At 70.5% G+C, this 13419-nt stretch carries 14 protein-coding genes; 13 read left to right on the top strand and 1 reads right to left on the bottom strand.

Annotated features, from left to right (window positions below):
- Nucleotides 1-697: site-specific integrase (locus EJK15_RS26175; RefSeq protein WP_171074541.1), on the bottom strand; the 697-nt coding region annotated here is incomplete at its 3' end.
- Between EJK15_RS26175 and EJK15_RS26180 the strand changes: the two genes are divergently transcribed.
- From EJK15_RS26180 to EJK15_RS26245, 13 genes are all read left to right on the top strand, one after another.
- Nucleotides 696-2945: a histidine kinase gene (locus EJK15_RS26180; protein WP_138713122.1), complete on the top strand. Its 2250-nt coding sequence runs from the start codon at nt 696-698 to the stop codon at nt 2943-2945. The genes EJK15_RS26175 and EJK15_RS26180 overlap by 2 nt on opposite strands.
- Nucleotides 2942-3589, top strand: coding sequence for a response regulator (locus EJK15_RS26185; protein ID WP_138713123.1), 648 nt, complete (start codon nt 2942-2944; stop codon nt 3587-3589). Before EJK15_RS26180 ends, EJK15_RS26185 begins: the two co-directional genes overlap by 4 nt.
- Nucleotides 3590-3665: 76 nt before the next feature.
- Nucleotides 3666-4178: a hypothetical protein gene (locus EJK15_RS26190; RefSeq protein ID WP_138713124.1), complete on the top strand. Its 513-nt coding sequence runs from the start codon at nt 3666-3668 to the stop codon at nt 4176-4178.
- Nucleotides 4175-4624, top strand: a complete 450-nt coding sequence (locus tag EJK15_RS26195; protein ID WP_138713125.1) for a COX15/CtaA family protein — start codon at nt 4175-4177, stop codon at nt 4622-4624. Before EJK15_RS26190 ends, EJK15_RS26195 begins: the two co-directional genes overlap by 4 nt.
- A 9-nt stretch (nt 4625-4633) precedes the next feature.
- The gene (locus EJK15_RS26200) at nt 4634-6106 is read left to right on the top strand and encodes a multicopper oxidase family protein (protein WP_138713126.1); all 1473 of its coding nucleotides are present in this window, start codon (nt 4634-4636) and stop codon (nt 6104-6106) included.
- Nucleotides 6107-6117: 11 nt separating this feature from the next.
- Nucleotides 6118-6732 (top strand): hypothetical protein, encoded by a 615-nt coding sequence (locus EJK15_RS26205; protein ID WP_138713127.1) that lies wholly within the window; start codon nt 6118-6120, stop codon nt 6730-6732.
- Nucleotides 6733-7145: 413 nt separating this feature from the next.
- The gene (locus tag EJK15_RS26210) at nt 7146-8303 is read left to right on the top strand and encodes a WD40 repeat domain-containing protein (protein ID WP_138713128.1); all 1158 of its coding nucleotides are present in this window, start codon (nt 7146-7148) and stop codon (nt 8301-8303) included.
- 164 nt (nt 8304-8467) lie between these two features.
- Nucleotides 8468-8785 carry an STAS domain-containing protein gene (locus tag EJK15_RS26215; RefSeq protein WP_138713129.1) on the top strand — a complete coding sequence of 106 codons (318 nt, stop codon included), beginning with the start codon at nt 8468-8470 and terminating at the stop codon, nt 8783-8785.
- A 273-nt stretch (nt 8786-9058) separates the two neighbouring features.
- Entirely contained in the window at nt 9059-9496 is a 438-nt protein-coding gene (locus EJK15_RS26225; RefSeq protein WP_138713130.1) for a glutaredoxin domain-containing protein, read from the top strand.
- A 183-nt stretch (nt 9497-9679) separates the two neighbouring features.
- Nucleotides 9680-9898, top strand: a complete 219-nt coding sequence (locus tag EJK15_RS26230) for a recombinase (protein WP_206061117.1) — start codon at nt 9680-9682, stop codon at nt 9896-9898.
- A 149-nt stretch (nt 9899-10047) separates the two neighbouring features.
- Nucleotides 10048-10839: a hypothetical protein gene (locus tag EJK15_RS26235; RefSeq protein ID WP_138713131.1), complete on the top strand. Its 792-nt coding sequence runs from the start codon at nt 10048-10050 to the stop codon at nt 10837-10839.
- 247 nt (nt 10840-11086) lie between these two features.
- Nucleotides 11087-11932 (top strand): hypothetical protein, encoded by an 846-nt coding sequence (locus EJK15_RS72975; RefSeq protein WP_206061118.1) that lies wholly within the window; start codon nt 11087-11089, stop codon nt 11930-11932.
- Between the two features lie 833 nt (nt 11933-12765).
- Nucleotides 12766-13404: a TetR/AcrR family transcriptional regulator gene (locus tag EJK15_RS26245; RefSeq protein ID WP_240777214.1), complete on the top strand. Its 639-nt coding sequence runs from the start codon at nt 12766-12768 to the stop codon at nt 13402-13404.
- Nucleotides 13405-13419 lie beyond the last annotated feature (15 nt).

Consider the following 13419-nt stretch of genomic DNA (forward strand, 5'->3'; position numbering starts at 1 on the left):
CGGCCGGGCGGCGGGCCGGGACGGGGCGGCGTTCGGACAGGAACAGCGGGCCGCGGGTGCGCGAGGTGCCGTCCGGGAGCCGGAGCAGGCGGGGCAGCAGGTGGGTGGTGCCCGTCTCCCAGTACACCCGCTCGACGGCGCCGCCCTTGGACCGGACGGGCGCGCGCCGGTGCTCTAGGTCGAGGTCCTCGACGTTCAGCGCCAGGATCTCCGCGGCCCGGGCCGCCGTTTCGTAGAGCATCCGCCACAGCGCCCGCTCCCGCAGTGGGATGTCACGGCGTGACAGCAGCCGGTGGATGGCGGTCTTGGCGACCGCGCGGGTCTCGTCGGCGCTCTCCTTGCGGCGTTCGGCGTCGGCCGGGACCGATGGGGCGGCCCAGTGCTTCTTGGTCTGGCACCAGGACAGCCAGGAGGTGACGGCGGCGCGATTGCGGTTCCAGGTGGCCGGTGCGCTGGTTCCCCACAGGGCGGTGAGCGCGTGGCCGATCTCGGCGTCGGCGACCTCATCGAGCGACCGGTCGCGGCCGAGCCGCTCGATGGTGCGGTCGATGGCGGAGGCGTAGGCGCGGTGGGTGCTGGGGTTGGCCGTGCGCGGGGTGACCAGGAAAGCGTCGGCGGTGCCCTCCGCCTTCGGGTCAAGAACCGTAGGCGCCAGAGTGATGGTGTCCTGCGGAAACGTCGGTGAGGATGAGTCCATGTCCGCCTGGTGGTCAAGGACGATATCCAAGCGGCGATGGCACAGGGCTCCGGCGGCGGTCGCGATCGTACTCGTCGCGCTGGGCGCCGTGGCGATCGCCGCCCGCCTGGACGCGCCCTCGGACGGCACCCTGGTGCGGTTGGGCTGGCGGCCCGACGGCGTGGTGGTGGACGTCCCGGCCCCGGCCGGCGGCTCTGGGCTGCGGACCGGCGATCTGGTCACCGGCGTCGCCGGGCGCCCTCTCGCCGATGGCCCGGGCGCCGTGGACCGTCCGCCGCCGGGGACGACCGTCCCGTACGACGTGGTACGCGAGCGGCCGGCCGTCGTGGCCGTCCGGATGGCACGCCCGGACCCGTACCCGCTCGTCCGGGAAGGCTGGGGCAACCTCGTCTTCGTCGTGGCGCTCGCCGGGCTTGCCACCGCGCTGTACCTGCGACGGCCCGACGAGCCCGCCACGGCCCCGTTGCTGGTCCTCTCGGCGGGCCTGCTGGGCAGCACGTTCACCGTCGCCGCCGGGCTCCCGGCCCTCGTCCTGGCCACCGGCGGGCCCCAGCTGTGGCTGTTCCACCTCAACGCGATCGGGGCGTACTCGATCTCCTGGGGAGCGCTGCTCGCCTTCACGATCGCGTTCACCTCCCGCCGCCCGGAGTCGGCCCGGAGCCGCAGGGCGATCGCCGTCGTGTACGCCGCGCCGCCGGCCGCGATGGCCCTGTGGAGCGGGGGCGCCGCGCTGCTCGCACCCCACCCTCTCGGCTGGCTCGGGCTGCTCCACACCGGCCAGACCGCGGTCGTGGCGTTGGCCCTGGCCACGTCCACGATCTGGGGTTTCGTCAGCTACCGCGGCAACCGGGATGCGGTGATGCGCGGCAGGATGCGCTGGCTGCTCGGCGGCGCCGCCGTCACGACCGTGCTCGGGCTCGCGGGCTGGCATCTCCCGGAGCTCGTCGCGGGCGCCCGCCCGCTCCCGTGGGGCGCGCTCGGCCTGACAGGGCTGCCGTTCGTGGCCGGCATCGGGGTGGCGTTGCGGCGCCACCGGCTGTTCGACATCGAGCGGCTGGCGAACCGGTCGCTGGTGTACGCCGGCGTGGTCGCGATCCTGGTCGCGGGCTACGCGGCCGTCGTGGCGCTGCTGGTCGGCGGGCTGAGGCTGTCGCAAACGATGGCCGCCGCGCTCACCGCGGCGGGGGCGGCGCTCGCGCTGGCGCCGCTGCGCAACCTCGCGCAGGGCACGGTCAACCGGGTGATGTACGGCGACCGCCACGACCCAGCGGGCGCGCTCGCCCGGCTCGGCACCCGGCTGCAGGCGGTGCTGCTGCCCGCCGACGTGCTGCCCGCGATCGTCGAGACCGTGGCGCGGTCGCTGCGGGTGCCGTACGTGGCGATCGACCTCGCGGACGGCGCGGGCATGTGCCACGAGGCCGCCCAGCACGGCGTCGCCGTCGGCGTGGTGCACGCCGAGCCCCTGCACTACCACGGGACGCTCATCGGCCGGCTGCGGGTCTCGGCGCGTGACAGCGACGAACCCCTCGATCCGATCGACCTGCGCCTGATCGCCTCGCTGGCGCAGCAGGTGGGCACCGCCGTGCAGGCGGTGCGGCTGCACGGCGACCTGGTCCGGTCGCGTGCCGAGGTGGTGGCCTCGCGGGAGGACGAGCGCCGCCGGCTGCGCCGCGACCTCCACGACGGACTGGGCCCAACCCTGGCCGCCATCGGGCTCAAGGCCGGGCTCGCGGCCCGCGCCGTGCCGGCGGCGTCGCGGGCGCGTCCCCTGCTCGACGAGATCTCGGCGGAGGCGTCCGCGTCGCTGACCGACGTGCGGCGCCTGGTCGAGGCGCTGCGCCCGCCGGCCCTCGACGAGCTGGGTGTGGTCGGCGCGATCCGGATCCGTGCGACCGCACTGGCGGGCGGCATGTCCATCGAGGTCACCGGTCCCGAGGAGATGCCGGCGCTGCCGGCCGCTGTCGAGACGGCGGCGTACCGGATCGCCGTCGAGGCGATCACGAACGCGGTCCGCCACAGCGGCGCCGCCCGCTGCACCGCCACGATCGCGCCGGTGGACGGCGGCGTCGAGGTGACGGTCCGCGACGACGGCCGTGGACTCGACCCCGATCGGCCGGCCGGCATCGGGTTCCACTCGATGCGGGAGCGCGCCGCCGAGGTGGGCGGGACCTGGACGGTACGCTCGGCGCGCGGCGACGGCACCCATGTGCGCGCCTTTCTGCCGACGAGTCTGGGAGGGACCCGATGATCCGGCTGATCCTCGCTGATGACCATCCCATGTTCGTCTCCGGGCTGCGGGCCGTGCTGGACGCCGAGCCCGGGATGACGGTGGTGGGAGTCGCCGCCACCGGCGCCGACGCTCTGCGCCTCGCCGTCGAGCACCGGCCCGACGTCGCCGTGCTCGACGTCAACATGCCCGGAGGCGACGGGCTCACGGTCATCGCCCGCATGGGCGCCGCGGGGCTGCCCACCCGGTCCCTGATCCTGACGATGTACGACGACGACGAGAACGTCCTGGCGGCCCTGCGCGCGGGCGCCCGCGGGTACGCGCTCAAGGGCACGGGCGGGGAGGAGATCGTGGCCGCGGTGCGAGCCGTCGCCCGTGGCGAGGCGGTGTTCGGCGCCGGCGTGGCCGCGCAGATGCTCGCCCATTTCGCCCGCGTCGCGACGGCGTCCCCGTTTCCCCAGCTCACCGAGCGCGAGCACGAGGTGCTGGAGCTCGTCGCCCGGGGGCTGGGCAACGCGGCTATCGCTCACCGGCTCGGTGTGAGCGCCAAGACCGTGCGCAACCACGTCTCGAACATCCTGGCCAAGCTCCACGTGGCCGACCGGTCGGCCGCGATCGTCCGGGCCCGCGAGGCGGGTCTCGGCGGCCCGCACGAATCCGGGTAGCGCCGCCGAGATTCCCGGACCGGCCGGGACAGACGTCCCGTGACTCCGGGACACGGGCCCGCCCATCCTGGCCGCCATGTGGACGCAGATGGTCAGCGGACTCGGCCTGATGGTCTCGGCGCCGATCTGCCTCGCTGGGTCCCTGACGGGCTCGGCATCCCGCGATCTCGTCTGGAGCGCCGGGGCATGGCTCGCCGTCGCGGCGGCCGCGTTGGTGTACCGCGACATCGCCGGTCATGCCCGCCGCGCGCCGACCGCCGTCGCCATGGCGCTGCTGGGCGTCGTCGCGTCGGCCGGGACGGTGGAGGCGACGCTCAGGGCGGCCGGCGACCGGTGGCTCGCGGCGCATCCGGTCCTGCTGCTCGCCCTGGTCTGCGGTGCTGCCGCCGGCGTCGCGGGGCTGGCGTACGCGGCCGGCCGGGCTGGGCTGATCCCGCCGGCGGCCGGTGTGATCATCGCGGTGGCCGCGATGCTCGGCACGCTCACCGCCGACCCGAGCGCTCCCTACCTCCTCGGCGCCGGCCCGCTCGGCGCCGTTCTGCTCGCCGAAACGATCCGATCATGTGCGTTGAAGGGACAGGCATCATGAGAACCGTCTACAAGATAACGGCGTACGTCATCGCGGCCGAGGTCGCGATCCAGGCCATGGCGATCGTTCTGACCTTCACGGGGCTCGGCAAGTGGATCAACGAGGGCAACGTGTTCGACAGGTCCGTCATGGAGAGCGAGGAGCTCCCGTTCCCCGAGATCATCGGCATCATCGTGCACGGGATCAACGGCGGCCTGGTGATCCCGGTCCTCGCCCTGCTGCTGTTGATCTTCTCGTTCTTCGCCCGGATTCCCGGCGGGGTGAAGTTCGCCGCGCTGGTGCTGGGCCTCGTCGCGGTGCAGGCCACGCTGGGCTATGCCCACGTGCCCTGGCTGGGCGCGCTGCACGGGCTCAACGCGATGCTGCTGTTCACCGCCGCGCTGCACGCCGCCCGCCGGGTGCGCCCCGTGACCGCCGCCGACACGGCCGCCACGACCTCGGTCTGAGAGCGGGTCATGGAGCTCCCCCGCCGCCTGCGGCTCGCCGCGGCCTTCGCCGCGGCGCTGGCAGTCGTCGGCCCGCTCGCCTGGATGTGGCAGGCCAGCCTGCTGCCGCCGGCGTACTCCATCACGGACATGGGGCAAGCCGACCACGGCCGCCCAGGGCACGGCCACCACGCGGGCGGCGCACGGGACATCACCTCCCTGATCACCGACCGGCGGCGGGCGCCGGACGTCGACGTGACGCTGACGGCGCGCCAGCAACGTTTCCGGCTGGCGTCGGGCCGTGAGGTCGACGGGTACACGCTCAACGGCCGCTCCCCCGGACCGGAGATCGTGGCCACGGCGGGCCAGCTCGTCCAGGTGCGGCTGGTCAACGAGTCGGTGTCCGGCGGCGTCACGCTGCACTGGCACGGTGTCGACGTCCCGGGCGGCGAGGACGGCGTCGCCGGGGTCACCCAGGACGCGGTCGGGATCGGCCGGGACTTCGTCTACCGGTTCGTCGCCCGCCAGGCCGGCACGTTCTGGTACCACTCCCACCAGCTCTCCCACGAGCAGGTCGCCGGCGGCCTCCTCGGCGCCCTGGTCATCCGTCCCGCCCATGAGCGCAGCCCCGCCGTGGACGTCATCGCCTTGACGCATCTCTACAACGGGATCCGCACGATCAACGGATCCGAGTCCGACCTCGTCGTCCCGGCACAGCCAGGTGCCAGGGCACGGGTACGCGTGATCAACACCGACAACGGGCCCACCTCGACGTGGGTCACCGGCGCCACCCCTCGCCTGGTCGCCGTCGATGGCACCGACCTCCACGCACCAGGACCCGTCGGGCGGGCCGCGATCCTCGTGACGTCCGGTGGCCGAGCGGACGTCGAGGTGACCATGCCCGCCGACGGCAGCCCCGTCCGCGTGCAGATCGGCGGCCCGCTGTCGGTCGTGCTGACCGGCTCTTCGCACCGGACCTCTCCCGCACCGGCGAGCACCCGGCCGGCCGCGACGCTGGACCTCCTGGCCTACGGCAGCCCCGCCTCCATCCCCTTTGACGCGGCTCGCCCGGACCGCACCTTTCGCTACGAGATGGGACGCCGGCCGGGCTTCGTCGACGGCCTCCCCGGCTTCTACTGGACCATCAACGGCCACCTCTATCCCGACGTGCCGATGTTCATGGTCGCCGAGGGCGACGTCGTCCGCATGACGATCGTCAACGACAGCGGCGAGGTCCACCCGATGCACCTGCACGGCCACCACGCGCTGGTCCTGAGCCGCAACGGCGTGGCCGCCACCGGCAGCCCTTGGTGGATCGACTCACTGAACGTGGAGGACGGCGAGTCGTACGACATCGCGTTCCTCGCCGACAACCCCGGCATCTGGGCCGACCATTGCCACAACCTGCCTCACGCCCAAGAGGGGCTCCTCGTCCACCTCATGTACGAGAACGTCACGACCCCGTTCCTCATCGGCGGCCCTGCCGATAACTCCCCAGAGTGAAGGACACCCCCATGAACACGGCAATCCTGCTCCCCCTGCCCGCACCCGTGCGGTGGTCGGCAGCCGCCAGCGGCGTCATCGGCCTGATCGCGAACGCCTTTCTGATCCTGTTCCTCGTCACCGCGCAACCCTGGACCGACGCCCCCGACGACGGCTGGTTCGGCTGGGCCAACGACGTACTCATTGTGGTCCAGTTCGCCGCCCTCCTACCGGTGATCCTCGCTTTGGGCCGCCTCATGGCGGGCGACGTCCGCGCCCGCGCATGGACCTGGATCGGCCTGGCCGCCGCCGTGGCTGTCATCATCCTGCAGGTCCTGCTCGTCACGGGGACGCTGCCGTTCGCGACGCAGATCGTCCCCGTGAGCGTGAGCGTGGTCGTCGCCATGTGCTGGGCGGGCGCGATCAGCACCGCGGGGACCCGCACCCGCACCCTGCCCGCGACGGTGACCCGCCTCGGCCGCACCAACCTGATCATCCTGCCGATCGCCGTCGTCGCGTACGGCGTGGGCGCCCTCGTCACCGGCGTGCTCGACGTGCCCTGGGCCTGGGCCGCCGGCGGGATCCCTGGCGTCGTCCTCTGGACACTGTTCCCCGCGTGGACCCTGCTCCTCGGTCTGAAGCGGTGACGGCCCCGGAGGCGTCAGCAGCGCCGGCCGAGCGACACGCATCGTCTGGAGCCCGTGCCGGGCAGGGCACCGGACGTCGGCTTCCCGCCGAATCCAAAAGCCAAGACATCCGATGACAGGGTCCCCTGCACCAGGCCCCGGCGAGCATGGACGACGCGCTGGGTCGCGTGAATGCGGTGGCGCGCGACGGCCAGCTGGTCGGCGGCCTGGTCACTGTGCAGATGTCCTGAGCCGTGGATCAGGGACGTGGTCCTGGACATGCGGGGCTTCGGAGGAACGCCACCCATCAGGTGCTGTCGCGAAGTTGCCGAAAGAACGCTCAGCGTCCCCGGCCCTGGCGCCGTTGATGCTCTCGCCGGTCGACGACCGACTGCATCCGTTGGGAGGCCTCTTTCAACTCCCGGTTGCAGCGGGTGTCCGGTGGAAGTTACCAGTTCCGGCACATCAGCCTGCAGGAACGACTGGCCGCCCAAGCACTGGACACGCTCGGCGAGCAGCGGGGGGCGGCCGGCCGGGTGCGCGCGCGCCCGCTGATCGCGCTGGGGGCCGTCGTCCTGCTGATCGTCACCTGCCTCACCACCATCGGGACGCTTGCGCGCGACGCGTCGCGCACGGTGCACGTCGGGCATGCCGCCGCAGTGCGAGCGGTGGTGGTGGGGCGGCTAGGGGACAGGACCATCGCCGTGAGCCAGGACACCACTGACCTGGTCCGAGCGTGGGACGTGGCGACGGGCCGGCTGTTCGGCACGCCCTTTGCCGCTCCCTCCGGCGAGGATTGGGCGACGGAGCCGGTCGGGGTCACGCGGCTCGGCGACCTGGACGTCGTGGTCATGTACGCGGAGGACGGACGGACGCGGGTATGGGATCTCGGCACGGGCAGGCCCTTGCGGGGCTGGAGCGAGAACGTGGCCACGCACATGCGGAATCTCGGTGACTGGCGGCACGCGGGCACGGCCATCGTGGTGGATCACACCGTGGCGGCGGCCGTGCAGCAGGGCGGCGCGGTGCGGACCTGGGACGACATACGCGGAGAGATGTCCAGCAGCGGCGAGGGAGGCGGCGCCGACGAGTCCATGGAGATGGCGAGGAGCTTGTGGGACGATCACCTGCTCGCCGTCATCCGCCGCGGCGACAACGCACCCCGGCTCTGGGATCTCACCACTGGCCGGCCGCTGGGCGCGCCGCTAGCCGGCGTGTCCGGCATGAGCGAGGTCGTCGTAGGCCGGCGAGCCGGGCGTATCACCGTCGTGGCGCGCCAGTACGGCAACATCGGAGCGTGGAACGCGATCACCGGCCGTCACTCCGGTGACGTGACCGCGGTCGATTCCGCTCAACAGGTGGCCATGACGGTGAGCCCGGCGACCGGCAAGGCCATCGGCGTCACGATCGGTGACCGGAATGCCCTGCAGGTATGGGATGTGGCGAAGGACCGGCTTCTACCGGCCCAGCCCCCAACGCGTGATGTCCACGAGATCACCGCGCTGGCGGCGGGCTTCCTGGGCGACCGGCTAGTAGTGATCACCGGCGGCACCGATGAGCTCGTGCGTGTGTGGGACCTGGGACGACACTGAACGCGGGCGGGCTGTGATCAGCCGGGCGGTAGCTGTGGCCCGGGCGCAGGGCTGAGCCATGGCCACCCTCACCCGTTCCCGTCCCGCCGGAAGGTCCGCCCGCTGCCGGGGAGCCGCGATGACCCCGCTCACGTTCGCCTGTCAGCACATGCCCGCGCGTCACCGTGATCTCGGTGGCCGGAGACCTGGACACCGCCAACGCCGACCAACTGGACACCTTCATCAGCCGCGCCCGCTACCGGCCGGGCGACCACCTGGTGCTCGACCTGAGCGAGGTACCGCTCGTGGGCCACTCCGGCCTGCGCGTCCTGCTCAACGTCCGGGCCCTGACCCGCCAGCACGGCGGCGACCTGCACCTGGCCGCCCTGCAGGAGTCGCCCACCCGCCTGCTGAACACCACCGGGGCCAGGCCCGTCCTGACCGTGCATCACAGCGTGGAGCAGGCCATCCTCACAGCGCTGCACGCGTCCTCATCGCGGTGACTCGGCGAAATCGAAGGCATCGACCTCACCCTCACCTTCCTCCGACAGAAGCGAGACCAGACCCGCCGGCTCGCCAACCTCACCCCGACCGAGCTCGGAATGCCAGGCATGCCGTCCGCATGCCCGTGACACGCCACCGACCTGAATCTTGGCATGCCTGAGGTGGAGCACACCTGAGGCTCAGGTGCGTTTGATACGCCGATACTGCCCGCCGGGGTCGCACGCCCGGGCCGTCGATCCGCCGAATTTGCGCCACCGATAGACTGCGTCATCATGACGCGCGCTTGGATCTTGCCGATGCTGCTTGTGGTCTGCGGCTCACTCCTTGCGACTGCGCTGGTCGTCAGGGGTATTCCCGGCACAGCCGCTGCACTGCTGCTGGTGTTTGTCCTGCTCGCAGGACTGAACTCGCCGCTGGTGTTCCCGAGGTCGATCGGTGCAGTGGAGGCACAACGCCGCAGCGCGGTCGACGGCCGACCGATCGTCTACTGGCGGCCGGGCTGCAAGTACTGCCTGCGACTGCGGATCCGGTTGGGCCGCAGCGCCCGTCAGCTGCATTGGGTCGATATCTGGCGTGACCCGGCCGGCGCGGTGGCGGTGAGGGCAGCCAACAACGGTGATGAGACCGTGCCAACCGTCGTGGTGGCGGGCCAGCCGCATGTCAACCCCGATCCCGAATGGGTGCGCGGACAGCTCTCCCCATCCGCGTGATCGGGAGCGCCAATCCCCCACACGCGCCCCCAACGTCGAACGCTGTTCACCCTTGGCGTGGTGCAGAGAAACTTCGAACTACGCAAAGTCGCCCTCGGAGTCTGCACCCGCGACTTCTGATCCCCATGCGTTCATGAACACGCCTGCACCAGATGTCCCCAACTCCGGCCGGATCCCGCCCAAATGCCCCGGCTGCAGGAAATCCGCGACCACCTCCTCGCTCGCCTCCAAGAGGCCAAGAACCAAGGCCGGCTCGGCGAAGTCGCCGCGATCGAGGTCAGCATCGCCGCAGCCGACCAGAAACTCGAGGCCATGCAACGTATGGCGGCCACGCACACCACCGTCCATCTCGGCATGCCGGACTTCCGTTCCTCCGCTGGCCGCACCGCTCCCGAGCCCTGACCCCGCAGGCGCCGTTGTCATCCCCAGTAGGGGGTCACCTCCAGGTTCGTGTGCTCAACCGAGTACGCCCAAACCTGCATATCTGGCTACACCGGAAACGACCGCATATACCGGCCGAAATTGACCTGAATTAGGTTAAGGTCAAGCGCATGGATCGCCTCTCCGAAATCACCTTCTATCTGCCCACGACTCCGGAGTCGCGCACCTTCCTCGGCGAACTACGCTCGCTGCTCGCCGAGGTCGTATACGCCACACCCGGCGGGGCGGCTGACCATCTGATCCTCACCCCGCCACAGCCCGCCGGCGCACGTCCGGTGACGGCGTTCAAGTTGGCCAACGTGCCCGCGCCGCAGGTCGTCTTCGACACGGGCCAATCCATCGGCGTCTGGGGCGGCGAAACGCCCGATGCACAGACGCCGCCGGCCACGGTCGAAATGGGGGACCTGACCCGCCGTCTCACCGGGCATGTCCAGCGGGTCGATCACACGGGTGTGAACCTGCCCGCCAGCCACACCTCGCCCGAGCAATGGCAGAACCTTGTCAACGCACTCGCCTCGGCCTCCACCATGTACCGCTTTCCCACCGGTGAAACGTGGCCTTTCGTCCTTCCCTCGACATCAGATGAGCTTCTCGGCGACATCCACGACTTCGTCGCCGGCCGCGAGCCCCGGTTCGAGCTGGTCTACGACCAAGGACTAACGCAGACGGAATGGCAGTTCGCGCTCTGGACCGACCTGACCCGCGCAGAGCTGGAGCAGCTATTCCCCGAACCCGAAGGGACCACGTTCTCAGGCCTTGAGGAGATCTTCCGTGTCGTCACGGTCAACCATCCCTGGCCGAACCTGGAGATCCGATTCGACCTGTGCTACCGCATCGAAGACGGCCCATCCGATTGGGAAACCGGCGAGTGGCTGGTCACCGAAGGCGGCCGCATCCGGTGACACCGGCCCGTGGACACACCGGCGGGTCGCTCGACCCCCGCTACGGAGCGATGACACAAGCAGCGACCACTACGCTGGCCACGGCTCGTTCGGCGAACCTTCGCCCTCGTGGTGCTGCGGACTACAGAAACGGTTCCCGACACGCCGACACGGGGACGAACGCCAAGGTTCTTTGCGCTACTTTCTGTGAGCGAAAGGCGGCCGCCAAGCCATCTGGAAGCTTAAAGATCATTTCGGTTAAGAACTGGTGGAGAAGAACGGGCGGCTGCTCGCCTACACCGCCCCGTGGTTCTCCGGCACTCCCTCCGACCCGCTGCCGCCGCGTGACCACCCCGACAGGCGCACCTTCAACCTCGACATGGTCGCGCTCGGCTGGGCCGCCACCTTCGTCATCTACCCGTCAATCCCCCGCCCCGCCGACCTGAACCTGCTGATCGACGAGGCGGAGACGGCCTGGCAGGAGCAGCGCGGCGCCTGGGCACAGTTCGGGCAGGACCTGCTGCTCGGCTATGAGTACCGGGCCTGCATCAAAAATGTTGTGGCCCTGGGCCTCGTGCGTGAGCTCGGTGATCATCGCGCAGAGCATGGTGATCCGGCCGTTGAGCGTGGTGTTCTCCTCTTCGAGCTGCTGGACGCGCTGGAGCGCGTCGGCCAATCGCTGTCGCAGGGCCTGAATGTTGGGAGAGGTCGGCCCGCGCCCGGCGGAGGTCTTGAACTCCAAGACGAGTTCGGCGTGGTGCTCATAGAGGCGATGACGGGGCAGGCCAGCCTCGATCGCGAGCGTGGCGACGGTGAGTTTGCCGTCGCTGCGCTGCGGGGTGCCGTTCAGGAGTCGTCGGGCGGCCTCGCGCAGTCGCCGCTGCTCGTCTTCGTGTCGGGCATGGCGGTCAACGGACCTCATGGCTGCTCCCTGTCTTCTGGTCGGTGGTGGCCTGCGGCTTGGTGGTTTCGTGCTCGGCGAGGGCTCGCTGGTGTTCGTCGAAGCGTGCTTGGACTCGCTGGCGCAGCGGTTCAGGAATGTCCAGGGTCGTCAGATCGGCTTGGAGACCAGGGTGCCGGCGTCGGGCAAGGCGGTGATGCCGTCTTGGCCTGACGCACCCCGGGCCCGCGAACGCAGAAGGCCGCCCCTTGCCCGGGACGGCCTACCAACGCCGGCACCGGAGCGACCCCCACAGCAACGCACACGCTGGTGCAAATGCAGATGCAAGAACCAGGGGAAATATCTCCCATTTGCAGCGTGCAGGCAGGTGAAGTCCCACCCCGAGTGGAACAGGCATCTACCTGACGATGAGGCAAACACAACCTGGCTGTCGATCGCCGTCCACGGGTGGTCTCGCGATGCCCTACCGTCAGCCTCGGACAGGTCAGCATCTGCTTCCTGCCGCCGTTGTGCCGATCGTCCGGACGGTACCGCCGGACGGCCCTCGAGGCACCCGGGGCGGCGGCGGAGAAGGGAGGTGTGCACCGTGACGGTGCCCTGCCCGGACGGCGATCGCCATCGCCACGGCCGGGCCAGCTGGCTACGGACCGCCCTAGCGGTGGTGCGTTTCATCGGCTGGCTGGCCTGGCTGATGTGGACGATGTTTGATCGCTCCACCTCCTAGAGGTGGAACGGGCCTCCTACCTCGGGTGACCTCTAACCCCCCACTGGTAGGAGGCCCGTGGTCCGACCAGGGTAAGCCGTAGACGCAGTTTTTTGGGCGAATCAAGATCCATGCGAGATCCACAGGTGAAATACCTGCTCGGTCGGGATGGACCTTGTCTCACTCAGGTTGAGGCTTTCCCCTCTGCTCGCGTCTCAATACCCACCAAAACGGACAAGGTAAAGGATCTTGCTTCCTTGCGCACTTCAAGCTCGTGGACTGGCGAGAGGTCGCCGCCACGCTCGATTAGCAGAACGGAACCCTACGTTCCTATACTGAGGGTATGACCAGCGCACCCATGAGCGGCCGCAAGGCGCAGGCCGCACGCAACGACGAGCTGATCCTCCAGGCGGCACGGGCCGTCTTCACCGCCGATCCCGGCGCCCCGATCGCTGCCGTGGCCGAGCGGGCGGGCGTCGGGATCAGCGCACTCTACCGCCGATACCCCAGCAAGGAAGCCCTCCTGCAGAAGCTCTGCGGCGACGGGCTCAAGCTCTACATCGAGGTGACGGAGCGGGCGCTGGCCGACGAGGGCGACCCGTGGGAAGCCTTCGCCGGCTACATGCACGGCATCGTGGACGCCGACACCAACTCGCTGACGATCAAGCTGGCGGGCACGTTCCAGCCGACGGAGGAGCTCGGACGGGACGCGGCCAGGGCCGGGATGCTGGCCACCGAGATCCATCACCGGGCTGTCGAGGCGGGCGTGCTGCGGCCGGACGTGACGGTGGCGGACATCGCGCTGCTGTTCGAGCAGATCGCCTCGATCAAGCTCGGCGACGAGCGGCGCATCTTCCAGCTGCGCCACCGCTACCTGGCACTGGTGATGGACTCGCTGCGGGTGCCGCCGGCCCACCGCGACCTGCCCGGCCCGCCGCCCGTGGACGAGGAGCTGTCGGCCCGCTGGTGGAGCCCGTCCTAGTGCTCGCCGTCGTGG

Source organism: Nonomuraea basaltis (assembly GCF_005893125.1).
Lineage (GTDB): Bacteria > Actinomycetota > Actinomycetes > Streptosporangiales > Streptosporangiaceae > Nonomuraea > Nonomuraea basaltis.

Bases quoted from the DNA above. Each gene is read 5' to 3' on its own strand.
- EJK15_RS26245 (WP_240777214.1), top strand. From the start codon at position 12,766: ATGACCAGCGCACCCATGAGCGGCCGCAAGGCGCAGGCCGCACGCAAC.
- EJK15_RS26185 (WP_138713123.1), top strand. From the start codon at position 2,942: ATGATCCGGCTGATCCTCGCTGATGACCATCCCATGTTCGTCTCCGGG.
- EJK15_RS26200 (WP_138713126.1), top strand. From the start codon at position 4,634: ATGGAGCTCCCCCGCCGCCTGCGGCTCGCCGCGGCCTTCGCCGCGGCG.
- EJK15_RS26180 (WP_138713122.1), top strand. From the start codon at position 696: ATGTCCGCCTGGTGGTCAAGGACGATATCCAAGCGGCGATGGCACAGG.
- EJK15_RS26225 (WP_138713130.1), top strand. From the start codon at position 9,059: ATGACGCGCGCTTGGATCTTGCCGATGCTGCTTGTGGTCTGCGGCTCA.
- EJK15_RS26235 (WP_138713131.1), top strand. From the start codon at position 10,048: ATGGATCGCCTCTCCGAAATCACCTTCTATCTGCCCACGACTCCGGAG.
- EJK15_RS26195 (WP_138713125.1), top strand. From the start codon at position 4,175: ATGAGAACCGTCTACAAGATAACGGCGTACGTCATCGCGGCCGAGGTC.
- EJK15_RS26205 (WP_138713127.1), top strand. From the start codon at position 6,118: ATGAACACGGCAATCCTGCTCCCCCTGCCCGCACCCGTGCGGTGGTCG.
- EJK15_RS26190 (WP_138713124.1), top strand. From the start codon at position 3,666: ATGTGGACGCAGATGGTCAGCGGACTCGGCCTGATGGTCTCGGCGCCG.
- EJK15_RS26230 (WP_206061117.1), top strand. From the start codon at position 9,680: ATGCCCCGGCTGCAGGAAATCCGCGACCACCTCCTCGCTCGCCTCCAA.